This window comes from Portibacter marinus, assembly GCF_021533195.1.
Taxonomy (GTDB): Bacteria; Bacteroidota; Bacteroidia; order Chitinophagales; family Saprospiraceae; genus Portibacter; species Portibacter marinus.
This window is the reverse complement of record NZ_JAJNKB010000003.1, coordinates 502,237-528,087: the sequence shown is the minus strand read 5'-3', so window position 1 is coordinate 528,087 and position 25,851 is coordinate 502,237. Positions and strand designations below refer to the sequence as shown.

Sequence of the window (25,851 nt, the reverse complement as noted above, 5' to 3'; positions counted from 1 at the left end):
GTTATCTCTAGCTGATGATAATAAAAATTTTATGGGAAAACATATCTTTATTTTTGTTCAATTAATTCTTGCCACAACGATCATGACTGCACAGGAATATCAATGGCTGTATAGTGATCCCGCAGTGGAAGTGTATCTGGAACCGGAAATTAAGAGATCTGGAGGGGTCAGCAGAATTACTAAAGTGCATCAGCCGAGACTACAAATTTTCAAACCGGATGAAAAGAAGAATAATGGAGATTTCGTACTGATCTGTCCAGGCGGAGGCTATCAAATACTGGCCATCGATCTGGAAGGAACAGAAATTGCTGAGTATCTGACTTCGTTAGGCTACACCGCTGTTGTTTTAGAATATACAGTGCCTCAAGATAGAGATGCTGCACTCCAGGATGTCGGCAAGGCCTTCAAAGACATTACTCACTTTGATGAATTCAAAAGTGATAGCAAAATGGGTATATTGGGCTTCTCGGCAGGCGGTCACCTGGCAGCCAGATTCTCTACCTCTGAAAATAACACGAACCATACAAAAGATCAAGACATCGTCAAACCGGATTTCACAGTCCTAATTTATCCTGCCTATTTAGACAAAGGGGAAAATGGAGGCCTTAGTCCGGAAATAAAATTATCTCCTCAGACTCCACCTATGTTCATTTTCGTGGCAGCTGACGACAAATATGCCCCCAGTTCATTAGTATTGGCCAAAGCATTGCAAGAGAATAAAACAACTGTAGATTTTCACATGTTAGCTGAAGGTGGTCATGGTTTTGGGATGAGAGAGGGCGTTGAAGCTGCAGAAACCTGGCCCTTACTTTTAGAAAAGTGGTTAAAAAAAATATAAATGGCAAACCCGTTCATTAAAAATATAGATTTGCTGGATGTCTCTAATATGCTGTATGATCGAGATCAATCTTTTGCTGATAAGATGGATCGTGAAGATCCACTTCGTCAATACAAGGCAGACTTCTATTTTCCTAAAAATCAAGAAGGGGTTGAGATGACCTACCTTTGCGGCAATTCTCTGGGGTTACAATCCAAACAGACGCAGGCTGCCATTCAACAGGTATCTGAACAATGGAAAGACTATGGAGTTAAAGGTCATTTCAATGGTGAACACCCATGGGTACCTTTTCATTTGGGACTCAAGGAAAATATGTCAAAAATAGTCGGAGCCCTACCTTCCGAGGTAACTTTGATGAATACCTTGACGGTCAACTTGCATTTGATGCTGACCAGTTTTTTCAGACCAGAAGGCAGACGCAATAAAATATTAATTGAGCAAGATGTATTTCCCTCTGATCGATATGCCATTGAATCTCATCTGGAATGGCATGGTTTATCGATAGAAGATCACCTGATATATATTCCTAAATCTACCCATAATGGGTTAGTAGATGAAAAAATCATAAAAGATTTCCTCACAGAGAACGGTGAAGAAATTGCCCTGGTACTAATAGGAGGTGTCAATTATTACACCGGTCAATTTTTAAATATTCCGGCCATCACGCAGTGGGCGCATGAGCAAGGATGTATTATAGGTTTTGACCTTGCCCATGCTGTAGGAAATGTACCGCTTGCACTCCATGATGCTAATGTTGACTTTGCAGTTTGGTGCACTTATAAATATTTGAATGCGGGTCCGGGTAGTATAGCTGGTGCTTTTGTCCATGAACGTCATCATGACGATAGAGGTATTCCAAAGTTAAAAGGTTGGTGGGGACACGATGCAGAAATCAGATTTAAAATGAGAGATGCATTCAAGCCAGCTCCAGGGATAGAGTCTTGGCAAATTAGCTGTCAACCAATCCTATCCCTTGCTCCTGTAAAAGCGTCGCTGGAAATGTTTATAGCGGCCGACATGAAAGCCATTAGGAATAAATCCATCCTTTTGACCGGCTATTTGGAATTCTTACTTAAGGAATTAAAAACAGATAGGATAAAAATTCTAACACCAGCATTGCAAGCACAACGTGGCTGTCAGCTTTCGATTTTTATAGAAAGTGCTGATGAAAGTGTCCATCATGAACTGACCAAAGCAGGGATGATCACAGACTGGCGAAATCCTGGTGTTGTCAGGGTAGCTCCGGCTCCGCTTTACAACGGCTACAGAGATGTTTGGGAATTTGTGAAAGCTTTGAAAAAAGTACTACAAATAGGAGGTTAGTTTATAAATCGAACTTTTAGCTTCAAGCCATGCTTTAGGAATTGCCTTAAATTGCAAAAGATGGCTGAATTATTTACAGATGACAATCATGAAACACCGGAAGATGGCGCAAAATTAGTTTGGTACCAAAGACCATGGTTAAAGACACTTGTGAAAGGAGCGATATATTCATTGCCCTTTTTGATTTTACTTTTCTTAGTCACCCTTCTTTTCGATTTGATTTTCGGTCTACTGAGTCCGCTTAGTGCCATTATTGCGCCCGGATCAGAGAAGCCACATTGGATTTTTCATATCATTTCATTATCCATCATTTTCGGTATTTTCTACCTAATAGGGCTTAGTGCAAAAAACAGAGTAAGCAAGTATTATTTTAGCTTATTTGAAAAAGAATATCTAAAAAGGATTCCCTTATATACCACCATCAGAGACTTAGTCCAGCAATTTACGGGAATGAAAAAGATGCCTTTTTCAGATGTAGTGTTGATTGATACTTTTGAGAGTGGTGTATTAATGACTGGTTTCGTGACAGAGCAGGTTTCGGATGATCTTTATACCGTATTTGTTCCAACTGCACCTAATCCCACGAACGGCAACATTTACCATGTCCCGGCATCGAGGATTACTTTTGTCGATGCTACTCCTGAAGAAGCAATGCGAACAATTGTCGGTATGGGTACTGGTTCATATTGTTTGTTCCGGGAAGACCAGATTGATTGTATTGAAGAGGCAGAGCCTGAGAAAGCATAATCTATAAATCTTTTGCACATCTGAAGCCGGTGTGATTTAAACCGGTATCCGGACTGGATTGCATCCTCCTAGAGTTTCTATATCCTGAGCAATACTCGTCGTTACACAGAAAGGATCCCCCTCTCATGACTTTGGCAGGGGCATAGGGGTTAACTGGATTAAAACTAGAATTTGGACCATCAGTCCCATCTGATGTAGCCTCCTCTCTTTTATAATAATTGGCATCATACCAATCCGCACACCACTCCCACACATTGCCGGCCATATCATATAAACCGTAGCCATTAGGAGGAAAACTCTTCACCGGAGCTGTGGTCATATAGCCATCTTTTTCCGTGTTTTCATATGGAAATAGGCCTTGCCAGAAGTTGGCATATTGGTGTCCCACCTGATTAACATTTCCATTTCCCCAGGGATATATTTGGCCATCGCTTCCTCCTCTGGCAGCCCATTCCCACTCAGCTTCAGTGGGTAATCGTTTGCCTGCCCACTCTGCATATGCTTCTGCATCTTCCCAAGAAATCTGTACAACCGGATGTTCCATTTTATCATTTATGTCAGAATCAGGTCCTTGAGGATGTTTCCAGGAGGCGCCGATGGTCCACCGCCACCATCTAGACGGATCATTAAGTGGCACAGGTTGCTCCGTACTTTGGAATACCAGTGCTCCTGGCTGCATAAGGCTGTCTGGCGGTTTAGGGGTCCCAGGAGGCAGGTCTTTTTTAAGCAATTCCCAGTCTAGTGCTCTTTCAGCGACAGTAATATATCCTGTTGCTTTAACAAATTCTGCAAATTCCCGGTTGGTCACCTCAGTTTCATCCATATAAAAGCCTTCGACCTTTATCTTATGCTTTGGAAATTCATCATCAGATGCCTGCTCATTGTCCCCTCCCATATTCAAAACTCCACCGGGGATAAAGACCATTCCTTCCATCTTTTCTACCTGTTCATTATTTTCGCAACCCCACATTGACAGACCTAAAACCAACAATAATAATACATTTGAGAAAACGAAATTATGTTTCATATGAAATATTGACTAATATTAAGACTTACTGTATCTGCCGATCATAAAACGGAAATTTAAGGGAATTAATGATAACGAAGAAGACTTTTGATTTTTTAGAGCGATTAGAGAAGAATAATAACCGCGAATGGTTTGAGGAACACCGGGATCTTTATGAGCAATCCTATGGTGAAATGCAGGAATTAGCCATGGAGGTAAATCGCCTTATGGCAAGTCACGACCACATTGTTGAACTCTCTCCGAAGCGGAGCATATTTAGAATATATCGAGATGTTAGGTTTTCTAAGGACAAGACTCCGTACAAGGTTTATTGGGGCGGAAAAGTAAAAAGAGATACCCCACTTTTGCGCGGGGGATATTATTACCACGTAGAACCTGGTGGATCCTTTGTAGCTGCAGGTTTTTGGGGCCCGGATAGCAAGGATTTAAAATTGATAAGAAATCATATTGCACAGGATCATTCTGTTCTTGAAAGAATCAATCGTAGTGCTGACTTTCGATCTGAATTTCCTCGAGGTATTCAGGGTGACAAACTCGTCAGGTCCCCTCAAGGCTATGATATGGATCACCCCGCTATTGAATGGCTTCAGAACAAACAATTCATCGTGCAAAAGTATTTTCCCGATGAAGAGGTGGTGCACCCGGATTTTGCGGAGAAAATAAATCATGCTTTTAAGACCGTTCGGCCGTTTCTTAACTATATGAGTGAAATTCTAACAACAAATCTAAATGGTGAGCCACTATATGAATAAGTGGATCATCATATTTTTATTGGGGTGCCAATGGGTATGGGGCCAAGACATCTGTACTGGAAATCTTGGTGACAACATCTTTTCCATAGGAAATTTTGGTTCGGGACCTGATAACATTGTCCAGACCAATCCTGGTATTGCCCCTGGTTACACCTATACCACTGTTGTGCCACCTAGTGATGGATTCTATATGATTACGAATGATATGAGGACTGCTGCGTGGGATAATCTTTATGGCACCTGGATCAAAATTCCGGATAATAGTCCTGACCCTCAGGGCTATATGATGGTCGTAAATGCGAGTTTTGCTCCCGGAATTTTTTATGAGGAAGAAGTCACCGGGTTATGCGAAAATACCCTTTACGAATTTTCTGCAGATGTAATCAATTTAATAAGAATAGGAGTCACAGGACATCATGAACCCAATCTTTCCTTTTTCCTGGACGATGTGGAACAATACAGCTCAGGCATTATACCACAGGATGAAGAATGGCACAAACACGGATTTACTTTTACTACAGCTATCGGGCAGACCAGTGTCAAATTAAGCTTAAGAAATAATGCTCCGGGAGGTATAGGTAATGATCTGGCACTTGATAATATTTCTTTTAGGCCTTGTGGGCCCAGTGCTTTTGCCAATGCTTCGGAGAATACGATTGTATGTTCTGATGAAGTCGAACCAGTAGTCATTACAGCGGAAACCATCGAAGGCGCCTCCATCCAATGGCAATCTTATTCTGACCTTTCAGAGTCCTGGATCGACATTAATGGAGCGACAGATAGCGTCATTTTTCATGATAACTTTACACCTGGCACTTACTTGTACAGATATTTAACAGCTGGAAGTGAAGCTAATATTCAAAACGGCAAGTGTCAAGTCATATCAGATCTTGCTACTGTTACTGTCATACCCATCGAGTTTACAATATTTGACACCATTTGTGAGAACGTTGTTTATGAATTTGGAACCCAGATGATTTCTGATCCTGGTTTTTATGAAGAGACTTTTCTTGCAGTATCTGGTTGTGATAGTTTCGTAGATCTTTTTCTTACCCACGTTCCGGATCCCGGAATAAGTATCGATTTCAATATTTCTGATCCGCTATGCTTCGGTGATTCTACAGGATTTATAGAAGTTTTGGAGGTCAATAATGGGTTGGAGCCTTATATATATGAAATTGACCAGAGACCTACACAAACCACCACACCATCTTTATCTGAGGGCGTTTATACATTTCGTGTTGAGGATAGACATTCATGTTTTTATGAAGAACAAATTGACATTGTTAACCCAGAAGCATTCATGATAGACCTGGGGCAGGATACCAGTATCAACTTTGGAGTGGTTTATTCATTTGAAGTAACTACCAATTATAACTTATCGAGTGGCTCATGGACAGGGGCTGAGCTTTCCTGTGAGCAATGTGTGGAAAATTCTACACGTCCTTTTGAAAGTGGAAACTATACTTTGAGCGCGACTAACTCAAACAATTGTGCAGCTTTTGATGAAATTTTTATTGAAGTGAAAGAACCGGATGAACTTCTGTATAAGCCAAACATTTTTTCTCCTAATGATGATGGAATCAATGACCGGTTTATGGTTATGACAGGCAGCCTTGCTGTTCAGGAGGTCAATTATTTCAATGTTTTTGATCGATATGGCAACTTGGTTTACCAAACCAGGAATAGGGACATTATGGATGCCTCCTATGGTTGGGATGGCAAAATCAAGGGTGTTCCTGCTCTGGAAGGAGTATATAGTTATATGTTCCAGGTCACCCTGATCAATGGGGAAAAGATCAACGGTAGTGGAGACTTGTCTCTTGTGAGGTAAGTCATAAAGCTATTGTTCTTCCCCTTGGAGACTATTCAAAAAGGCAATCAAATCTCTAATTTCTTTTTTGTCAAGAATTTTATCCATTGCAGGCATACTGGATGGTAAATATTCCTGAGCTTTGATTTCAGATTTCAAAATGTTTCTTACCTCGTCTTTGGAGACCTTTAGCAAATAGGCGTCATCAGTTTCTTCTTCCATTACTCCAGCCACGTTACTTCCATCATTTAATTCTACTGAAAGCACACCAAATCCTGGGGCCAATCTCGCACTAGGCAGAATTAATGACTCTAGTAATTGCTCTTTGGTCAATTTGTTTCCTATTCCTGCAAGTCCTGGTCCAGCATCACCGCCCCACTCAAAAATAGAATGACACCTGACACATTGCGCCTCTGCATTTCTGTAAAAAATGTTGCGGCCTTTTCCCTTATTACCACCATAAAGCGTCTCTTCGTATGCGCTTAGCGCTCCACCATTCTTACTACTATGATATTCTGAGGCGATGCTGTCACCAACTGCTTCTAACAAATCAAGTTGAACTTCTCGTTCAATTTCACCATTTCTCAATGCTACCATTTGCTCAGAAATCAGGCGGTCTGTTGCCTCTCCTTCATACTTTGAAAGTGCTGCATAAGTGGATTGTTTTTCGACAATGGTGCCATCTTCCAAAATCTGAGTAAACAGATTGATCGCAGCTTCTTCTTCTAAAGAAGATTCTGGTATCAAAGACAGTGCTTCAGCTCGAAGGTTCTCATTGGTCGATGCCAGAGCAGTTTCCAAAACCTGATCTAATCCTTCATACTCCAGATTAGAAAGCGCTTTCAATGCTTCAATACGGACCTCCGGTGAGCGCTCATTCTCAAACTTTGATTTGAGTAATTCAGCCTTGTCGTTAATTCCCAACTGGCTGATTACTTGGATGGCTGCAATTTGGATTTCTTCATTTCTTTCATTGGCCAATTGCTCAACTTTAGATTCCAATTGGCTAATGGCATAGCTTGCATTTCTGGGCTTCAATCCTCTGTTTCTTCCATCCACTCTATCTAAAACAGAAGGATTTTCCCATGTAGAGAGACTGGCAAGTGCTTCTGCTCTCATGGCAGCCGGATTTGAACGATCTGAAGCAAAAGTAATCAGGTGATCTACATTAGCGTCGTTACCAATTCTAAAATTAGCATTGATCGCCCGTCTAATAAGTGCTTCATTGTCAAACTTGAAGCTATTTAGTATTTCGGCTAATCGAGGCAAGGCACCTGGAATAGAATTATCATCATTGATGGCTCTTGCAGCCTCAGTGACCACAAGTTCAGATGGATCAGTCAGATAAATCTTCACATTTTCATCTTCCATTCTTCGCAACGCTACGACCGCTCCCAGTCTAACGGCTTCTGAAGGATCTGTATTTAAATCAGCCAGAAATGATGCATCTCCGATTTGTGATAAAGCAAAAGACGCCATGTGTCTAAGATAGACGTCTTCATTGTTGCTCTTTCTAAGAAGATCCACTAATTCCTCTTTCGCTTCATCATATTTCATTCGGGCAAGCGCTTCAGCTGCAAACATTTGAACCCTTGGAGAAGGATCTTCCAGAAGTGGAACAATTTCTTCTGCAGCTTCCACATATCTTACATCGCCAAGCATTTTAACAGCCTGAGCCTTAATTTCATCATCTTTATTATCAATTAATCGCAACAGATATGCAGCTTCCTCCTGGTCTCTTCTCGCAATTTGAGCGACCCCCCATATGCCATGGATCACACTGATTTGACTTTTGTTTTCAGAAATCACTGTATGAAAAGCTGCAATGTCGCCTTTGTCTGCCAATGTTCTTTGTGCCTTTAATCTCACCCTCATATCGGGATAACTCAGTAAGGGTATCAAATTCTTTGCAGACATCGCAGAGAAATCTCTTTGTAAATGTCTTTTCGTTTCTTCACGCTTTGTATTTCTCTCAGATTCAGGAACATCAAGCTTCCATATTCTCCCTTCATCCTTAGTGTTCCATCCGTCTATCCAGTCTCCGAAATATAATGCACCGTCTGGCCCAAAATCCAAACCTGTGGGCAGTAATCCGGAAACCACTTCCTGAGTTTGACCCAATTTGAAACCCGCTCCATCCTGTTCCATGGTAAATGCATGAATCGGAGAATTCGCAGGATTACCTCTGAATTCAGCAATGAAAAAGTGCTCATTCCATTTTTCACTAAGGGCTGTTCCCGGATTATAAACCATGCCAGTGGGGCCATTGACATAGTTTTGAATCGGCGGAATAATGTAGGCCGCCTGGCCCTCCCATTTCGGAACACTCAGACGTTCATCCATCCATACTTTATAATCATTGTTATCCGGGTCTGTGTATTTTCCATACTGCCAATTGGCACGCCATCCTGCATCTGAACCATGAACCACATACATCAGTCTTTCTCGCTCACCCCTATGATCTCCGTCGTTATCTTCCGTAATTAAATTTCCGTACTTATCGAAGACAAATTCATGGGTGTTTCTCAAACCAGCGGCATAAACTTCAAAATTAGTACCATCGGGTTCAGATCTTACAATAACACCTTGATGTGGATATTCCCATTTATTTCCTTCCTTATCGGTCACATTCATTCCGATATCACCTATTCCCCACCAAATTCTCCCTTGTGGCCCCACCGTGACACCTGACATCCCATGTCCACTAAATCCGATATGCACAGCATAGCCTCTACTCAAAGATTCAATTTTATCGCCAGTTCCGTCGCCATCCTCATCACTAACCTTCATCAAATCGGGTGCGACTGCCACATAAACATCCCCATCATGGGCCAATACACCATTGGCTACATCAGTGTGAGCCTCATGAAAATCCTTTATGTATAAGTGAGCTGATTCTGCAACACCATCTTCATCCTTATCGGCAACCCACCATATCTCTTCTTTTTCCACCGTCAAATCTCTCCAGTCCAATACGCCATCATTATTCAGATCTTTCAAGTGCTTTTGTGACTCTTCACTCCCTACTGTAAAAGTTTCCTTCAAAAAGGCCAATCGGTCCTCAGGAGTCTCAAAAGAAATAGAAGCTGTCATCCAATTTCTGTGGCCGCGAATGTCAAATTCTGAATTTTCCTGTCTGGTAGCACTGGTATAATAAATCTTTCCATCTGAGTCAATACTTATGGCAATGGGATCGTGAATCAGTGAGTCTGAAGCCCATAGCGAAAGTTCCATGCCATCAGCAACCTGGACGGCTACAGATTCACGAATCTGCTTTGCCATGGCCTGAGCGTTTTCTGCCTTTATTGACCTTACAGTGGTGTAGTCTTCCTCACTAGGAGCATTTTGCTTCGCACATGAAAAAGTCAATAAAAATAGGATGAGTGAATAAAATACAATTCTCATTTCTATGATTTTAATGTAGTTGCCAATTTACCTAATAAAAACGTTGAATCAGATAACAAGTAGGGGATTACTTCAAATTTTTTTTAGTGTTCTATGGGTGTAAATGAAAAAATGGTGTCTTTTAATTAGTGACAACAACCTTAATTCCTAAAACATCCTAATCAGGGTGAAGATCACAGTACGCTGAGTGTTGATCGAATGAAAGATCGACAGGTTTTTAAAATTTTATTACGCTTAACTAGTATCGGCCAGAAGGCCTAAATTTTTAGTTAACCATATTTCAATGAGTAATTTCTGTGTGAAGAGACCTATGGTCTCCTGGAAGAAGTGTGTCCTTTTTGTATGTTTTTTATTTGTCAATAATATGCTTACAGAAGCCCAAACTCCGCAATGGGCAAGAATAATGTATGCTGAAGGGGCAACAGTAGAGGCTGTGACAAAGGCATATGATGAATATTATAAGCATCATGAATTTGAGAAGAATAAATACACACAAGATTACAAGCGATTTATCCGAGGAAAGTCCAGAGAAGCTTTTGACCTGTCTAACCTTCAACAACTAAGGGCCCAACAGTCCTCCTATGAAGCTAAAAGTGTTTCTTATAGAAATGGCTCAGCTTCATGGGATGCTATTGGTCCTTTTGATATTGATTTAAGTTCTGCAGCAGTTGGATCTACACCGGGATTAGCACATGTATATACTGTCGAAAAAGATGAATTCCTAGTTGCAGGAACCGCAACTGCTGGTGTTTGGAAATCTCAGGATAATGGTCATTCCTGGATTCCGTTAACCAATGACTTATTGGTTACTGAAGTTAAGGCAGTCGAAATCGTAGGAAATACCATTTATTTCGGGGGTAATGGGTATATATATCAAAGTTTCGATGGTGGACAATCATGGTACAAAACAGGAAATTCTACATTTCAAAGTAAGTACCATCAAACGTTGGATATCGTATCCAGTGGCTCTCTTCTATACGCAGCAACTAATCACGGTCTCTATATCTCCGATGATTCAGGGAGTGATTGGAACCAAGTACTATCAGGGAATTTTCAGGAAATAGAAGTACACCCTACTGATCCTGATGTGGTCTATGCTATTGCGCAGGAAGGGAATGGCACTTCTTTTTACCGATCAGAAAACGCAGGGACCAGTTTTACACGAATTACCAACGGTTATCCTGAGGTAACAAGTGGTCAGGAGCAACTGCGCACAGAAATAGCTGTTTCCCCCGCGATGCCCGATAGGGTAGTGGCTTTGGCAACAGGCGTGGCCAATGGTGGTTCGGGCTTATATGGCATTTATGTTTCAGATGATGCAGGTTTAAGCTGGACCTTTAAATGTTGTGGTATAGGTCCAGGTGGTGCAGCCTCTTCTACAAACAAGAACATCATGGCATGGCAGGCCAGTGGGGAAGTAAGCGGTGGTCAGTATTACTATGATGTAGCATTGGCTGTTTCCTCCACAAATGCTGACGAAATCTATGCCGGCGGTATTAATATATGGAAATCCGTGGATGGAGGATCTTCTTTTTATAATCATGCCGATTATATTTTTAGTAAAGCCGGTGATCAATATGTACATGCTGACATACAGGATATTCGTATCTACGGAAATGAGATTTGGGTTGCATCAGATGGAGGAATCTTTATGTCCAACGACAACGGAAACACCTTTTTGAAAAGGATGAAGGGCATAGTGGCGACTGATTTTCGGGGATTTGGAGCAGGGGCGAAAGCCGGTGAAGTCCTCATAGGAGGTACCTACCATAATGGTACACTCGTTAAAGAAAATAACACTTACGATGGCTGGCTTTCTATTTACAGCGGAGACAATACACATGGGCAGGTGAATCCTCAAAATAACCGAATCACATACAGCGACATCGGTATGGTGACATTACCTGGTAGCGCATCTTCTACACCTACCATAAAGTCATTGACCATCAAACCCAATGCTTCCTATAAAACAGGAGAATCGAGTGAATACGCCTTTCACCCTACCAATGGGAATACTTTCTTTCTTGGTTCGGGAGGAAGTATCTATAAAACAGAAGACAACGGATCCAACTTTACACTTTTGAGAAATTTTGGAAGTGGTAAGGTTACTCGAATCGAAGTTGCGCCTTCTAATCCAGGTTACATTTATGCAGTCTATCTCCCTGATTACAGTAGCCATAAAAAATTATTTAAAACCACAGATGGGGGGCAGAACTGGGAAGATGTCTCACCTGCGGCTTCTGTTTTTCAAAATGACAAGTTGTGGATAGCCTGGGATATTGCAGTAAGTGCTTCGGATGAAAATGAACTATGGTTGGCTAGAACACCACAAACTAGCAGCAATGCTTTAATCAATGGTCAACAAGTTTTTAAAACTACAGATGGAGGTGCAACATGGCAGAACTACAGTGATTCAGGACTCAATGGTGAAATGATTACCAATATAGTACATCAGCATGGCACCCTCGGTGGAGTATATGTTGGAACGAGAAGATCGGTTTTCTATAAAAGTGAATCAACAGGACAGTGGGTAGAATTTCGAACAGGTTTGCCTGCAATAACCTATTCAACAGGCTTGGTCATTCTTTATCAGGAGGATAAGATTATCAATGCAACGCATCGCGGAGTATATGCTTCAGATCTTTATGAAAAGGTAGTGAAAAATGTAGCTTTTCAGGTGAATCAAACTGAAGCACTCTGTGAGAACGACGCATTTTTCTTTTCGAATAATTCTACTGGATTTGGAGACCACGTGTCCTTCAAATGGACTTTCGAAAATGGTACACCTTCAATTTCTTACGAGGAAAACCCAGTGGTTAAATTTAAGGGATTAGGTGGGCATAGTGTCACTTTAGAAATTACCGAAAACGAGTCCAAAAGCAGTCATACGGAGACGAATTTTGTCTCCGTTCTTGATGTGTGTGAAGTAGAATCATTGCCGGGGAGTGCTGTCAAGACCAGTAGTGGAAATTTTCTGATTATTCCTCCCTTAGGAATTGAAACAAATGAAATCACTTTCAGTACTTGGGTGAAAAGAACAGGCATTACAAAAAACAATGCCGGTCTCATCACAATGCAACGGTTTTCCAACAATACAGGACTGTCTATACTCTCAACTGGCGAAGTAAAATTTATGTGGAATAAGGTAGGCCAGGGAATAGAAACCGGATTATTTATTCCAAAAGATAAATGGACTCATATTGCCATGAGTGTTAGTCCCAACAAAATTAGCGTTTATGTGGATGGAATTGAAAGGAGGTTTGAAGGCAGCTTTGCAGCAGTTAATTTTGACAAGGAGGTTTTGTTAGGTAAAGATGCCAATTCGATTAGTTACTACTTCAATGGTTGTTTTGATGAAACGGCCATTTTTGGCAGATACCTTACTACCGCAGAAATAAGGGAGCAGATGAATCTGGTAAAGTCAGAAGGTAATCATCCTGATTTGTTGCATTACTTTCAATTCAATAAACAAGGGGATAAAATCTCAGATATAGTGGGTAGCAGACATGCCAGTTTCTTTTCAAATCCCGTATTTGAGGCCTCAATGGCACCTATTGGTGCAGGAACTTCAGAGGTGAAGAAGATTGAAAATTTTGGCATGCATCATTTTAATCTGGTGGATGTCGACTTGAATATTGAATCCGGGATATCTTGTAATAGTGACCTTGGGATTTATAAAATTCAAAGAAATGTGAGCGGAGCCACTAGTACCCACAGCTCTGACTATCTCTACATTGTGAATCATTTTTCAGAGGAGAATTTTGCAATCAACGGCACAATGACCATATCCAGTGCTTTTGAGTCGCTTGAAGCTGCTGAGGTGAGGAAAGATTCTTTCAAGTTGCATCAGGTGGGCTTCGATGCGGATCCGGACTGGGACAATAACACGCGGGCCTATGCCATGGACTATGATCCGGAAAATTCAAATCAGGTGGTTTTTGAGGTGGATGAAGCTCAGGACATGGAAGGGAAGTTCTTGGTTTCCTATAATGAATCTCAGGCTGCTTTAGCCATCTCAGATATCTACTTTATATTGGCCGCTCTTAAACCCGGTGAAGTTGACGTCCAATGGTTTTTACATCCTGAAGATCATTTCATTAGAACTGAATTGCAGAGAAGCGGTGATGGCATAAGGTTCGAAACCATTAAAGCCATTGACAATAAAAGAGGACAGTTGGCTTTTCACTATTTGGATAAAAACCCTTTAAGCGGAATGAATTACTACAGGGTAAAAATGACCTATGCAGATGGTGAACAAGATTACTCAAAAATCGATCGCATACGTGTCAATGGTCTGGCTGAAGATCAATTTGTTTATCCCAATCCGGCCAATTCAGATGTGATTCATTTGCGAGATTTGAAATTGAATGGAGCAAAAGCGATGATCTTTGATATGACGGGTAAGAAAGTCCTGGAAAGAAGCAATATAGAAAACGGGAGGTTAGACATCGCCGGTTTGCACAGTGGTATGTTTCTGGTGGTAGTAGAAGAAACAACGGCAAGAAGACAGCAGCTTTTCATTCGAAATTAGAGCTGAGCTAGAGTTTATTGATAGGTTTTAAATTGATCTGACAACTTCGTGATGGGGCAAAAAAAAGTCGCAATCTGGTTTTTAGATCGCGACACACACTTATTTCTTTGTTGTAATTTTTCGAATTGTAGATGTTTTATTTTCCCAAGTATCTACTTACTGCTCGTTTAGCCCGCTCAACGATATCGTAATTGATGCTGTAATGGATATATTTCCCATCCCTATTGGCATCCACTACTCCAGCTAATCGCAGGATTCTCAAATGTTGTGAAGTTATCGATTGTTCTAATTTCAGAGTGTTGTAAATCTTATTGACATGAATACAATCATTCTTGTCAATAAACTCTAAAATTTTTAATCGTAAAGGATGTGCAAGTGCACGCATAAGTTCGCATGAGACATGCAACTTCTCATTGTCAAAAGTAACCTTAGTCTTTCTCATTATTATAATTGTAGTATTTCTTAATCGACCTTGAGACAAATATGAACATTAAAATTCTCATATCAAAATAAATATTATAAAAAATTATAATTTATAATACGCTGATAAAAAAATCCGTGAAATCTTAGTCTGTGAGCGTGTAGTTCTCTAAAATGTTCTTTTGTAAAATTCTCTTGGTCAAAGGCTTAGGTTGACTGTTGTAAAGTATGATTCTAACCCGCTAAATCCTCTACTAACTGAGATATTTGTGCAAGTCTATTTCTATCTAACGAATAGTAAATGAACTTTCCTTGTCTCTCAGTAATGACGACACCAGCTCTTCTTAAAATCGCTAAATGTTGGGATGCTACCGATTGTTCTAACCGCAATTTGATGTAGATATCGGTTACCGTCATCGTATCTGAATCTTCAAGCAGATCAATGATACGCTGTCTAAGTTTGTGGTTAACAGCTCTTAATACTAGCACAGCTTTTCTGAGGTCAGCATAATCCAGCTGAATTTCTTTGTCGCCTTGCTTAAGTGTAACAGTTTCGTTCTTCTTATTTCTCATATAAATAATATTTTAAAATGTTCACGGATAATTACATATTACACTTAAACTAAAACTGTGCCATCAATTACCATTAAACATTTTAATTATATGTAAACAACTGGAATAGAGCATTATTATATGAACAAAAAAGATTTAATAAAGGTTTCAGTCGTCTAGAACAACGGCTTTTTGGATGTGGTGATACGCGGTGCTTTAAAATAATTTGGGGAATATGAAGCGATATTTTCAAAATTTTGTTCGGTAAATTGTTGGTATGCCAAATTGAAAATATAATTCGCAGACAACTCAAAAGGCATTAAAATCATGGATTTATTCTCAAAAATAGATCTTGCCTTTTCAACTCCAGTACCACAAAGCACCACGAGCTTCTTAGTAAATTCATCCATCACCTCTTTTTCAAGGATTAGATTGTGAGTAGGCTTGATTTTCTCCAATTTTTGATCATAAACAGCCGTGTACACTTCCATGCGTCTTGCATCAATCATAGGAATATATATTTCTGCGTCCTCTTCTTCCCGAGCCTTCCAGGCAATAGCCTTTAATGTATCAACAGCAATCAGCGGAATTTGCAAGCCGTAGCATAAGCCTTTTGCAGTAGCAGCAGATACCCTCAGGCCGGTATAAGAACCAGGTCCATGGCTCACCGCTATGGCCTCTAATTGATTTACAGAGATTCCGGATTCTTGCAAACATTCCTGTATAAACAGCGTGATTTTTCTCGTATGAGAGAAGGGCTCCGAGCTCTCCTTGAGATAGATAAGCTGATCCTTATTGCTTAACGCAACAGAGCAGACCCTGGAAGAACTTTCTAAACTTAAAATATACGCCATGCACTCATTTACCTAAAACATCTGACTCTATCTTCATAGCAATGCAACCCACAATCAGTTTAAAATCTCTGCATACTTTTGTGGATCGCCCAGGAGCTTAATGGCTTCCTGAACCTCCTGATCCTTGTTTAACCTTCTCTGTACTTTTCCTTCTTCGAAGAAGTAACGTCCAACTATTTCTTCTTCTATCAGCTCAATGATCTCCTTTTCGTAATTCTCGAAACTATTATCATAGAATGATTTCATTTTATTGGACAGCGCATTGACTTCTACTTCAAGGTCAACATCATTTTTATCCACTGATTCCTCCAGTTGTTTAAGCAAATTTTCACCCTTGGATTCAAAAACGAAATTCTGAGTTTCTGCAAATTTTACGAAATCATCGTAGTCCGTAAACTGAAATTCGATGGGTCCTGTTATGCTGTCTCGAGTGTTGACATAATTATTGACATACTTGAAAATAATGTATTGATCCAGTAATGCCTGTCCAAAATCACTGACTTTCTTTGGCATTAACTTGACATCAGGTGCGACACCACCTCCATCTAAAACCTCCCTGCCATTTCTGGTCTTGAACTTGGAACGTTTTTCATCCGGAATGTCCACCGGCTCACCATCTTCATAGGCTACACTTTGAATGCATCTGTTGCTGGGTATATAATATTTAGATGTGGTCAACTTGAGTCGTGAATTATAACCTACCTCAGTTGTGTTCTGAACGAGTCCTTTTCCAAAGGACCGTTGACCAATTAACACCCCTCGGTCATAGTCCTGGATCACACCGGATACAATTTCCGATGCGGAAGCTGACGACTTGTTAATCATCACTGCCAATGGTATTTCGGTATCCCACGCATTTTTAGTGGTCGAATATGTTTTATCTCTTTCTGCTACTTTGCCTTTCGTACTGACAACGGGTAGTCCCTGAGGTACGAATAGATTAGAAACATTGATGGCCTCCCGCAATAAGCCACCACCATTATTGCGCAGGTCCAGGATCACCGCATTCATTTTTGGATTTTCCTTTTTAAGCTTATTGAGGTTTTTTCGGATATTTTCACCTGCATTGGCGGTAAATGTAGTCAATGAAACATAGGCTACTTGATCGGAAACCATACCTGAATGAGGAACATTGGGAATATTCACTTCTTCCCTGGTCAACTGTATTTTAATACCGTCTCTGACTCCTGGTCGATCTACAGTCATTTCTAATTTTGTACCGGGCACCCCTCGGAATAGGGTCAATACATCATCGCTGTTTTTGCCTTTAGTTTGTAATCCATTAATAGCAGTAATAACATCACCGATCTTCATACCTGACTTCAATGCAGGACTTTCTTCGAAAGCATCGACAATAGTCACCTCACCATCCACTTCACGTATGACAGCACCTATACCATCGTACTTACCATCGGTGGCTAAACGAAAGTTCTCCACTCTTGCTTCTGAAATATAATTGGTATAAGGATCAAGTGAGTTGGTCATGGCATCGATGCCGATTTTCATCAGTTCTCCCGGATCGATATCATCTACGTAATTGGCATTGAGCTCCTTATACACATTGGAGTAAATCTCCATGTTTTTTAGAATTTCAAAATATCGGTCATTCCAGGTAAAAGCCGAAGCTCCGATAAGTAGTACGGCACTGATAACGATGATGGTAAGTTTCTTCATAATTCAGACTTATTGATAATCATTACTATTTATAACGCAAGAGATCTCGAATAATTGCTAGATTAACTCACTAAGCTTTCGGCCACTTTGGATGACTTTTTCAGCGATTTTTAGCGAAATAAAAAGCGCATCTCTCCAAGGTATATTTTCTTCCTCACTTAAGAAGTCATATGGATTAAAAAATTGGCCATTTTCATCACACATGGCTAAAATTTCACCATCACTATTGACCCCAAAACCTCCCAGTGCAAAATCCACGCCCTTCACCACATTTGAAAGAACGGAAAGAGATTCAGGATTTGGATGGGGTACCACATGATCAAACATAGGATTAAAGTCACATCGCAACTTCATGGATCCCGGCAATAATTTTTCAAAAGCAAATTGAGTAGCACCATACATGGCATCGAAAGCCAGTATTTTTTCAGACTTTACGAGTAAATCCAGGTCGATTGCCGCTCGAATATATTGAAGATAGGCCTCTTCCATGTCCATAATTTGAATATCAGTGTCGGAAAATTTTGTTTGGGAAGCATTATTTTCGTCATGATCAATGTAGGAATTGATGAGGTCCATGGATTTCTGTGAGGAAATTCCTTTCATCTTCATTCCATTGTACTCTGCCGGAAGATTGGAGGCGGTGAACATGATTCCTATATCCACTTCGTGTTTCACCATATTCAGAACTAAGATGGGGCTGGTAATGACTTTGTCTGTGAGCGTGACGTTCAAGCCCATCGTTGCAAATTGAGCGGCAGCTTTTTGTGCAAACATTGATCCTCCAAATCTGGTATCAAAGCCGATCATAACGGATTTTAGTCCTTCTTGAAGCATCCAGAGGCCAACAGCTTTAGACACAATAGCGACGGTAGTTGTAGTAAAATCGTCAGCAATCCTTCCTACCCAGCTGTCCTGATTAAATTTCGGTAAATTCATTGATGCTTATACTTTACGCATTTATGGAGTACTAAATGTCTGTATAACAATGTATACGCCCAAATTTTTCTGACTGATTTCCTTGACATCTGAAAATTTCGTAACTTATATAGTTCAAAAGCTGTCCATTTTATTAATCATATTATAATAATTCTTAATATATTGCCATCATGAATGCTGCTTATACATCGAAACGAAAGCGAAAGACCCTCGAAGATTCTTACCGTCATAAAGGAATGCGAATGAAGTTGGTAGGTGAATTGCGAAAGAAAGGCATCACAGACAAAGCTGCACTCGCAGCCATAGCTGATATCCCGAGGCATTTTTTTCTGGATAAGGCTTTCGAAGAATGGGCTTACAAGGATGTGCCTTTTCCCATTGAATCTAACCAAACGATTTCACAGCCCTATACGGTGGCCTTTCAAACCAGTCTGCTGAATATTGAAAAAGGGGACAAGGTTTTAGAGATTGGTACAGGATCAGGTTATCAGGCATGTGTACTTGCTCACATGGGTGCGAAGGTATATTCCATAGAAAGACAGCAGAAACTGTATCAGATCACCAATCAATTCCTACCGCGAATCGGATATGGAAACATCAGGTTGTTGTTGGGTGATGGCTACATGGGATCGCAGCGTTTTGCACCGTTTGATAAGATCTTAGTGACTGCGGGTGCAAGCTATGTTCCGGATGCGCTGATTCAGCAGTTGAAAGTGGATGGTGTCCTAGTGATACCAGTTGGGGACGATATTCAGAAAATGCTTCGAATTACCAAAGTCTCAGAAGATGAAGTAAAAACAGAGAATTTTGGAGACTTCAGATTTGTTCCATTTTTAAAAGGGATCAATTGATTCTGAATAATCATTCGTTGTTACATCATCGGTACTGATATTAGCTTAATATTCATCTACTTATAGAAGTGTCTCCTGTTAATCGATCACAATTATATGCTCCACTTCCACCTTTCCTTTCAACTACTACTTTTTCTCCTTCTTCGGCACCGGATCATAGCCGTGACCACCCCATGGATGACAACTGGCAATACGCTTGATTCCCAACCACAAACCTTTAAAGACACCCCATTCCTTGATGGCGCCGATCATATAATGAGAACACGTCGGATCATAGCGGCAGGAGGGGCCCAAAATGGGTGAAATGGCTACTTGATAAAACCGAACCGGCAGTATAAACAATCGCTTGAAAAAATTTTGTACTCGCTTCATTACTGATCATTAAACCGAATAAGCACCTTCTTGTTCCCAAAATGCTCCCAATTTCCAAAGCCTTCTATCAACTTCCTGATTTTTTCATCGATTTGTGGGTCGACGGATTGAGCCACTCGAATACTATCTGTTTTGTCTTTTTCCAGGACTTCAAATTCAGCGACGAAATCTCCCTTAAAATCAAAATCCATCGCATCTTGAAGATAGGTGCTCAACAATAAAGTAGTAGCCTCATCATTCTCCACCTCTACAAACAATCTGGTTTTTGCGGAGGGTACGGATGCGATCATTTCCCTCATTCGGGCAAAGCCGTTGGAATTCCTCATAAATTGATCTTGCTCTGACCCCATAGTGACTGCATCACTTGCTTCCTGATCCAATGCCATACCGGCCAGTTCGTTTTCTGTATCCCTCTTCGGTTCGGCAGAAATTGTGGGCCTACTTTCAGACAAGGTGGGCACAATTTCAATATCCTCTAATTCCTCGACAGCTATTAACTCCTTTTTGAATGATTTAACTTCAATTGCTTCTTGTCGCTCCAATTCGGTTTCCGACTCTTGCGCAAGCTCTATCCTGGCCTCTGCCTCCACTGGTTTTTCACTCTTGATGGCATCGGCTTGGCTCATTTCTTCTTCTATTTTGCCGGTTTCCTTCACGCTAGCTGCCGCAATTTGATCCGATTCTTCTAGAGGAACGCCTTCGAGCTTAGGAGTTGATGTTTCTTCTACTTGAACCACATCTGCTATCGCTTCTTGTGAAGAATCGGGCAAACCTATTAAAGCCAGAATCAATACAGCGACACCAGCAGCTAATGAAAGCCAGATCATCACCGTTTGCTTCCTGGATTGTTTGCGTTTTTCAAGCATGTAACCGATTTGATCAACGGCTTTGCGACTTCTTTTTTCATCTAGAGAGACACCTTCCATCGCATCGTATATGAAATCATCGTCCAGGGCATACTTTTCCAGTAAGTGCCTTTCCTCCAAAGTGAGATCACCTTTCAGATATTTTTCAAACAATCTATTTTTCTCTGACTGATGCATACTTTTTTTCCATACAGTTTTTTAAGTTCCTACGGCCATTCTGGATGAGCGATCTGGTTTTACTCCATGTAATCTTCATCATTTCCGTCACTTCTTGGTATGTTTTCTTTTCCAAATAAAATAGACGGACGGCCATTTGCTGTTCCTTCTCTAGCTTTTCAACGCAATTTTCTAACATGTTCAATTCCTCTTCTTTTCCATTTTCATAATTAGGATGAAAAACTTCCTCAGAATACATAAGTGCAGCCTCATTTTCTTTTTCCATGACCCTACGATTATTTCTCAATATTTCGTAACAATGGTTTTTGGTCAATGTATATAACCAAGACTTGGGATAGCTTACTTCGTGTTTTAAAAGTTTATCCACCAGTTTCTCATAGATGTCCATTATAGCATCTTTACTGGCTTCAACATCTTTCAGATACTTCATGCAAACCCCGAAAACCAATCCTTTGTATTTGTTGAAAAACAGCAATAAATCTCTTTGATTCTGACTCTTTCGATACTTAGAGATGGCAGACAAATCCTCCTGTAGATCAATATTTTTAGTAGAATCGCGCAAAAATTTCGTTAAAGATTATGTAATGAGAAGCAAACGTGCATCTAAGGTAAAAAGTCCTCAATTAATAAAAAATTTTATATCCAGATGAAAACAGTACTATTAATCTCTACACTCTTTTGCCTTACATTTACTACTCAGTTTATCAATTCATTCGAGTCCAGGAAAGTTCTTGGTGCAATATATAATGAATCAGGAGAGCCTGTTCCCGGTGCGGATGTTTTCATTACTGGTACTAAAAAAGGAACACAGACAGATTCACTAGGAATATTCGAGATGTTGGTCCCAGTTAACACTCCATCATTGACAGTATCACACCCCAAGTACAAGCAGATAACGATAGAGATTCAATCGCGCGAAATGAAAATCATCTTGAAAACTATACCTTATGATGAAACCTTGGCTATAAAGCGTGAAAGAAGTTCCAGTGATATACTTTTCAAGAGAGGCATAGAACCAAAAGAAATGCTTGCAGCAGCACCTGTCATGGCTGGTGAATTCGAACACAGTGACAAAGGGATCGTAGAAGCAAAAATGGATGCATCTGTCTCCAAATGGGTCGAGGAAGTTGATTACTCGGGAATAAGCGATGATCGAAAAGAAATGGAAATCAGTGCTGGCCAATTGACCGCAGGAGAATGGAATGATCTAAATAATTGGGAAGCGTGGAATGAATTAATAGAAGAAAAGGATTATCAGGAAATGGCTGAATATTGGGGCCTGTCAAAAAAAGAGCGCGTTTCCGTTTTTGTTACCAATCAATTTGAATTGCCCGTTCCGGATTGTGTGGTAACTCTAAAATCGGAAGATCAGATTGTATGGACCTCCAAAACCGATAACGCAGGAAAAGCTGAATTGTGGGCTGAGGAAGATATGAAAGACTTGACCATAGAGGTAGATTCCAGGGAACAGCATAAAGAAATTTCAAAAGTGCTTCGTGGTGGAAAGTTGGTCAATCCGGTAAAATTGGTGGAAGAATGTGCCGCACCATTAAAGGCGGAGGTTATGTTTGTGGTGGATGCCACCGGTTCTATGGGTGACGAAATTGAATTTCTTAAATCAGAATTAAAGGATGTTATAGATCAGGTGGAAGCCATGAGATCTAACGTTCAATTTGAGTGGGGTTCTGTTTTTTATCGGGATCATTCAGATGCATATCTGACCATGCAGTCTCCATTGACTTCAAAAACCAAAAGGACCCTTGACTTTATCCAAATGCAATCGGCAGGTGGAGGAGGCGATTATCCTGAAGCAGTGAATGAAGGCTTGGAAGAAGCTTTAATGCAGGAATGGAGTCATGACGCGATCGCACGCATAGTGTTTTTGGTTTTAGACGCTCCACCACATCATGATGAGGAGGTTTTGGCAGATCTGCAATCTCAAATTGAATTTGCTTCTGCTATGGGCATCAAGATTATACCTATCACAGCCAGTGGCATTAACAGACAGACTGAATACCTCATGAAATTTATGGCCATCATGACCAACGGAACATACGTATTCCTGACAGATGATAGCGGCATTGGAAACCCTCATTTAGAACCTGTAGTATCAGATTTCGAAGTGGAAAAACTCAATGAGCTATTAATCAGACTGGTCAAAAACTATACAGATCCAGGTCATTGTACAAGGCAAGAGGACAATGACCCTATTTTTGCCCAAATCGAAGTTTTTCCTAATCCTACAGTGGATAGAGTCCAGATGAAAATTCCGAGAGGAGTGACGAAAATAAGTCTCACCACCAATAGTGGTATGATCGTCCATTCGGAGCAGATCAGTAATCAATCAGAATTGAGCATTGATCTGTCAAGTTATGTCGACGGAATGTATGTTGTGAATTTCTTTACTGATGAAAAGATATACAGCATTAAGGTCATTAAAAGCGGTAGGGTATAAACCTACTCTTCTCCTTCCAGCAACCTGAATCCGTTTCCGTGAATATTAACGATTTCGAGCGAATCGTCCTTACTGAGGTATTTTCTAAGTTTCGTAACAAAAACGTCCATGGATCTCGCTGTGAAGTAATTGTCTTCACCCCAAATTTTAGTCAAGGCAATAGACCTTGGCAATACATCATTTTTATAAATACAGAAAAGCCTTAAAAGGTGAGCCTCTTTTGGAGACAGCTTTTCTTTTTCTTTGCCGTCAAATGTGAGAATTCTCAGAGGGTAGTTAAAATGATATTTACCTAGCGTAAATTCTTTGGTCTCATCCTCAGCTTCTTCTGCCTTGGCACTTCGCTTTAGGATCGCCTGCACTCTGTAAAGCAGTTCTTCTGAATTAAAAGGCTTGGAAATATAATCGTCTGCTCCGATTTTAAATCCTTCTAAAACATCCTCTTTTAAAGTCTTTGCGGTGAGAAATATGATGGGAGTTTCCTTGTCTTTTTCTCTAATGTCTTTTGCCAGCGTAAAGCCATCCTTCTTGGGCATCATGACATCCAAAATGCATAGATCGTAGTCAGATTTATTAAATTCCTGAAAACCTTTCTCACCATCTGTGGCAAGATTGACTTCATAATCATTCATTTCAAGGTAAGATCTCAATACATCCCCGAAATTTTGGTCATCTTCTACGAGTAGTATTTTTGCGTTCATTTTTCGAATTGTTTTGTTCTTTTATGTTAGTATGACGAATGAAAACCAAATAGTCACCTGTTTTCGTAAGGTAAATAAACAATAAATTTGGAACCCTTGCCTAATTCACTCTGTACTTCAATGCGTCCATTGTGTGCCGTGACTATTGCTTTAACATAACTCAGCCCTAATCCAAATCCTTTTACATCGTGTATGTTCCCAGTATGCACTCTATAAAATTTATCAAATATCTGCTTCCTGGCATCGTTTGTCATTCCGATCCCATTATCAGATACGTTGATAACGATTCCATTGGATTTATTAGACGTACTTATGTTAATTTTCGGACTTTCAGGTGTATACTTAATCGCATTGTCCAACAAGTTATGAATAATATTACTTATATGCGTCTCGTCACCTTTGATTTTTGACACTTCTGCCTCTAATTCCGTGGTAATAATCCCGTTTTTAGACTCTAATTGAAGCCTGGCATGCTCTGCAGCCTGTAAAATGATGCTGTGAATGTCTACTTCAGTGAGATTCAAACTAAAGTCGCGCTTATCCAGAACCGCCATCTGAAGTACCTTCTCCACCTGGCTAAGCATTCTGTTGTTTTCCTCCTTAATGATGTTCGAAAACCTTTTCACCTTGTCCGGATTAGATGAAATAGATGGGCTGTTAATGGAATCAGCGGCCAATGATATGGTAGCGATCGGTGTTTTAAATTCGTGTGTCATATTGTTGATGAAATCCGTTTTCATCTCGGAAACCTTCTTCTGACGTAAGATAACATAAATTGTATAACTGAAGCAGAACAGTATCAAGCCTGTGAAAACAATGGAGCTGATCAGTGAAGGCATGACCGAAGACCAAAGCCAACGTGTTCTGTTTAAAAAGGAGATCTTTAAATAGCCGGGTTTGTCAAATTCTGAAGCAAAAAGTTGAATTTGATAGGGTGAGGTATACAAACTCTTGTTCATTTCGGTATCTACCGTACTCATGTTTTCCGTCTCTCCGATTGTAGCAGTATAAACACCATTGACAATGATAAAATCCTTGAGTTCACTAGAAAAGACTCCGAAGTCATAGGGCGCATCAATGTCCTGATCAGCCATTTCCTCCTCTATAATCTTTTGTAACTCTTGTGGATCAATGCTTTCAAGTAAAACGGAAGGTCGGATGCTGGAATGGTTGGCCCGCAGTTCAAATCGGAGTCGCTGTCTGTCGTACAGGCTGTATTCTGATAAGCTATACTCTGAGAACAGGCTGTCTATTTCTTTTGTCAATGGACTCTTGAGCTCGTTTTGATTGCTCTTTTTAAAATACTCATAAGCTTCTTTCGGACCGGTAGATTTACTTTGGATTTTTTCCTGTACATTGCCCAATATCAGATAAACCCTACTGTTAAAGGATTCTGTATTTCTGTCTACCGATTCCTGGATCCAGTAAAGTTGTATCATGATGATTCCGATGAGCGCGGCACTCATCAAAGTAATAATGGCAACTATAGATTTTCTACCCATAAACTGCGTAAGTAACAAAAAAACAGGACATTAGATTATCTTTTTAAATGCTTTT

The 25,851-nt window shown here is 40.3% G+C and carries 20 protein-coding genes; 8 read left to right on the top strand and 12 right to left on the bottom strand.

What is annotated here, in order from left to right; translation table 11 throughout:
• The first annotated feature begins 31 nt into the window (after positions 1-31).
• The 3 genes from L2567_RS09890 to L2567_RS09880 are packed head-to-tail and all read left to right on the top strand — an operon-like array spanning position 32 to position 2,908.
• On the top strand, positions 32-838 hold the full coding sequence (locus L2567_RS09890) for an alpha/beta hydrolase (RefSeq protein WP_235297600.1): 807 nt from the start codon (positions 32-34) through the stop codon (positions 836-838).
• On the top strand, positions 839-2,161 hold the full coding sequence (gene kynU, locus L2567_RS09885; RefSeq protein WP_235297599.1) for a kynureninase: 1,323 nt from the start codon (positions 839-841) through the stop codon (positions 2,159-2,161).
• 60 nt (positions 2,162-2,221) lie between these two features.
• The gene (locus L2567_RS09880; protein ID WP_235297598.1) at positions 2,222-2,908 is read left to right on the top strand and encodes a DUF502 domain-containing protein; all 687 of its coding nucleotides are present in this window, start codon (positions 2,222-2,224) and stop codon (positions 2,906-2,908) included.
• A 1-nt stretch (position 2,909) separates the two neighbouring features.
• On the opposite strand, the gene L2567_RS09875 is transcribed toward L2567_RS09880, so the two are convergent.
• On the bottom strand, positions 2,910-3,935 hold the full coding sequence (locus L2567_RS09875) for a formylglycine-generating enzyme family protein (protein ID WP_235297597.1): 1,026 nt from the start codon (positions 3,933-3,935) through the stop codon (positions 2,910-2,912).
• 68 nt (positions 3,936-4,003) lie between these two features.
• Here L2567_RS09875 and L2567_RS09870 point away from each other — a divergent pair, with 68 nt between their 5' ends.
• Both L2567_RS09870 and L2567_RS09865 read left to right on the top strand, forming a co-directional pair.
• A complete protein-coding gene (locus tag L2567_RS09870; RefSeq protein WP_235297596.1) occupies positions 4,004-4,687 on the top strand; it encodes a DUF2461 domain-containing protein in 684 nt (227 codons plus the stop codon).
• Positions 4,680-6,521: a T9SS type B sorting domain-containing protein gene (locus L2567_RS09865; protein WP_235297595.1), complete on the top strand. Its 1,842-nt coding sequence runs from the start codon at positions 4,680-4,682 to the stop codon at positions 6,519-6,521. The genes L2567_RS09870 and L2567_RS09865 overlap by 8 nt, the downstream gene beginning before the upstream one ends.
• A 9-nt stretch (positions 6,522-6,530) precedes the next feature.
• On the opposite strand, the gene L2567_RS09860 is transcribed toward L2567_RS09865, so the two are convergent.
• Entirely contained in the window at positions 6,531-9,905 is a 3,375-nt protein-coding gene (locus L2567_RS09860) for a HEAT repeat domain-containing protein (RefSeq protein ID WP_235297594.1), read from the bottom strand.
• Between the two features lie 283 nt (positions 9,906-10,188).
• On the opposite strand from L2567_RS09860, the gene L2567_RS09855 reads away from it, so the two are divergent.
• Positions 10,189-14,436, top strand: coding sequence for a LamG-like jellyroll fold domain-containing protein (locus tag L2567_RS09855; RefSeq protein ID WP_235297593.1), 4,248 nt, complete (start codon positions 10,189-10,191; stop codon positions 14,434-14,436).
• Between the two features lie 136 nt (positions 14,437-14,572).
• On the opposite strand, the gene L2567_RS09850 is transcribed toward L2567_RS09855, so the two are convergent.
• The 5 genes from L2567_RS09850 to L2567_RS09830 all read right to left on the bottom strand — a co-directional run bounded on the left by L2567_RS09850 (position 14,573) and on the right by L2567_RS09830 (position 18,872).
• Positions 14,573-14,878, bottom strand: coding sequence for an ArsR/SmtB family transcription factor (locus L2567_RS09850; protein ID WP_235297592.1), 306 nt, complete (start codon positions 14,876-14,878; stop codon positions 14,573-14,575).
• A 212-nt stretch (positions 14,879-15,090) separates the two neighbouring features.
• Complete coding sequence (locus tag L2567_RS09845) at positions 15,091-15,429, bottom strand: ArsR/SmtB family transcription factor (RefSeq protein WP_235297591.1); 339 nt, start codon at positions 15,427-15,429, stop codon at positions 15,091-15,093.
• A 155-nt stretch (positions 15,430-15,584) separates the two neighbouring features.
• Entirely contained in the window at positions 15,585-16,262 is a 678-nt protein-coding gene (tsaB, locus tag L2567_RS09840) for a tRNA (adenosine(37)-N6)-threonylcarbamoyltransferase complex dimerization subunit type 1 TsaB (RefSeq protein ID WP_235297590.1), read from the bottom strand.
• A gap of 54 nt (positions 16,263-16,316) precedes the next feature.
• The gene (locus tag L2567_RS09835; protein WP_235297589.1) at positions 16,317-17,936 is read right to left on the bottom strand and encodes a S41 family peptidase; all 1,620 of its coding nucleotides are present in this window, start codon (positions 17,934-17,936) and stop codon (positions 16,317-16,319) included.
• A gap of 57 nt (positions 17,937-17,993) precedes the next feature.
• Positions 17,994-18,872: a phosphohexomutase domain-containing protein gene (locus L2567_RS09830; RefSeq protein ID WP_235297588.1), complete on the bottom strand. Its 879-nt coding sequence runs from the start codon at positions 18,870-18,872 to the stop codon at positions 17,994-17,996.
• A 170-nt stretch (positions 18,873-19,042) separates the two neighbouring features.
• Between L2567_RS09830 and L2567_RS09825 the strand changes: the two genes are divergently transcribed.
• Positions 19,043-19,723 carry a protein-L-isoaspartate(D-aspartate) O-methyltransferase gene (locus L2567_RS09825; RefSeq protein ID WP_235297587.1) on the top strand — a complete coding sequence of 227 codons (681 nt, stop codon included), beginning with the start codon at positions 19,043-19,045 and terminating at the stop codon, positions 19,721-19,723.
• A 126-nt stretch (positions 19,724-19,849) separates the two neighbouring features.
• On the opposite strand, the gene yidD is transcribed toward L2567_RS09825, so the two are convergent.
• The 3 genes from yidD to L2567_RS09810 are packed head-to-tail and all read right to left on the bottom strand — an operon-like array spanning position 19,850 to position 21,700.
• Complete coding sequence (gene yidD, locus L2567_RS09820) at positions 19,850-20,095, bottom strand: membrane protein insertion efficiency factor YidD (protein WP_235297586.1); 246 nt, start codon at positions 20,093-20,095, stop codon at positions 19,850-19,852.
• Positions 20,095-21,138, bottom strand: coding sequence for a hypothetical protein (locus tag L2567_RS09815; RefSeq protein ID WP_235297585.1), 1,044 nt, complete (start codon positions 21,136-21,138; stop codon positions 20,095-20,097). The genes yidD and L2567_RS09815 overlap by 1 nt, the downstream gene beginning before the upstream one ends.
• Positions 21,116-21,700, bottom strand: coding sequence for an RNA polymerase sigma factor (locus L2567_RS09810; protein ID WP_235297584.1), 585 nt, complete (start codon positions 21,698-21,700; stop codon positions 21,116-21,118). The genes L2567_RS09815 and L2567_RS09810 overlap by 23 nt, the downstream gene beginning before the upstream one ends.
• A gap of 84 nt (positions 21,701-21,784) precedes the next feature.
• Here L2567_RS09810 and L2567_RS09805 point away from each other — a divergent pair, with 84 nt between their 5' ends.
• Positions 21,785-23,593 carry a carboxypeptidase regulatory-like domain-containing protein gene (locus tag L2567_RS09805; protein WP_235297583.1) on the top strand — a complete coding sequence of 603 codons (1,809 nt, stop codon included), beginning with the start codon at positions 21,785-21,787 and terminating at the stop codon, positions 23,591-23,593.
• Positions 23,594-23,595: 2 nt separating this feature from the next.
• Here L2567_RS09805 and L2567_RS09800 read toward each other — a convergent pair whose 3' ends face one another.
• Entirely contained in the window at positions 23,596-24,294 is a 699-nt protein-coding gene (locus L2567_RS09800) for a response regulator transcription factor (RefSeq protein ID WP_235297582.1), read from the bottom strand.
• A gap of 53 nt (positions 24,295-24,347) precedes the next feature.
• The gene (locus L2567_RS09795) at positions 24,348-25,796 is read right to left on the bottom strand and encodes a sensor histidine kinase (RefSeq protein WP_235297581.1); all 1,449 of its coding nucleotides are present in this window, start codon (positions 25,794-25,796) and stop codon (positions 24,348-24,350) included.
• Positions 25,797-25,851 lie beyond the last annotated feature (55 nt).

Bases quoted from the DNA above. Each gene is read 5' to 3' on its own strand.
- L2567_RS09890 (WP_235297600.1), top strand. From the start codon at position 32: ATGGGAAAACATATCTTTATTTTTGTTCAATTAATTCTTGCCACAACG.
- kynU (WP_235297599.1), top strand. From the start codon at position 839: ATGGCAAACCCGTTCATTAAAAATATAGATTTGCTGGATGTCTCTAAT.
- L2567_RS09880 (WP_235297598.1), top strand. From the start codon at position 2,222: ATGGCTGAATTATTTACAGATGACAATCATGAAACACCGGAAGATGGC.
- L2567_RS09875 (WP_235297597.1), bottom strand. From the start codon at position 3,935: ATGAAACATAATTTCGTTTTCTCAAATGTATTATTATTGTTGGTTTTA.
- L2567_RS09870 (WP_235297596.1), top strand. From the start codon at position 4,004: ATGATAACGAAGAAGACTTTTGATTTTTTAGAGCGATTAGAGAAGAAT.
- L2567_RS09865 (WP_235297595.1), top strand. From the start codon at position 4,680: ATGAATAAGTGGATCATCATATTTTTATTGGGGTGCCAATGGGTATGG.
- L2567_RS09860 (WP_235297594.1), bottom strand. From the start codon at position 9,905: ATGAGAATTGTATTTTATTCACTCATCCTATTTTTATTGACTTTTTCA.
- L2567_RS09855 (WP_235297593.1), top strand. From the start codon at position 10,189: ATGAGTAATTTCTGTGTGAAGAGACCTATGGTCTCCTGGAAGAAGTGT.
- L2567_RS09850 (WP_235297592.1), bottom strand. From the start codon at position 14,878: ATGAGAAAGACTAAGGTTACTTTTGACAATGAGAAGTTGCATGTCTCA.
- L2567_RS09845 (WP_235297591.1), bottom strand. From the start codon at position 15,429: ATGAGAAATAAGAAGAACGAAACTGTTACACTTAAGCAAGGCGACAAA.
- tsaB (WP_235297590.1), bottom strand. From the start codon at position 16,262: ATGGCGTATATTTTAAGTTTAGAAAGTTCTTCCAGGGTCTGCTCTGTT.
- L2567_RS09835 (WP_235297589.1), bottom strand. From the start codon at position 17,936: ATGAAGAAACTTACCATCATCGTTATCAGTGCCGTACTACTTATCGGA.
- L2567_RS09830 (WP_235297588.1), bottom strand. From the start codon at position 18,872: ATGAATTTACCGAAATTTAATCAGGACAGCTGGGTAGGAAGGATTGCT.
- L2567_RS09825 (WP_235297587.1), top strand. From the start codon at position 19,043: ATGAATGCTGCTTATACATCGAAACGAAAGCGAAAGACCCTCGAAGAT.
- yidD (WP_235297586.1), bottom strand. From the start codon at position 20,095: ATGAAGCGAGTACAAAATTTTTTCAAGCGATTGTTTATACTGCCGGTT.
- L2567_RS09815 (WP_235297585.1), bottom strand. From the start codon at position 21,138: ATGCATCAGTCAGAGAAAAATAGATTGTTTGAAAAATATCTGAAAGGT.
- L2567_RS09805 (WP_235297583.1), top strand. From the start codon at position 21,785: ATGAAAACAGTACTATTAATCTCTACACTCTTTTGCCTTACATTTACT.
- L2567_RS09800 (WP_235297582.1), bottom strand. From the start codon at position 24,294: ATGAACGCAAAAATACTACTCGTAGAAGATGACCAAAATTTCGGGGAT.
- L2567_RS09795 (WP_235297581.1), bottom strand. From the start codon at position 25,796: ATGGGTAGAAAATCTATAGTTGCCATTATTACTTTGATGAGTGCCGCG.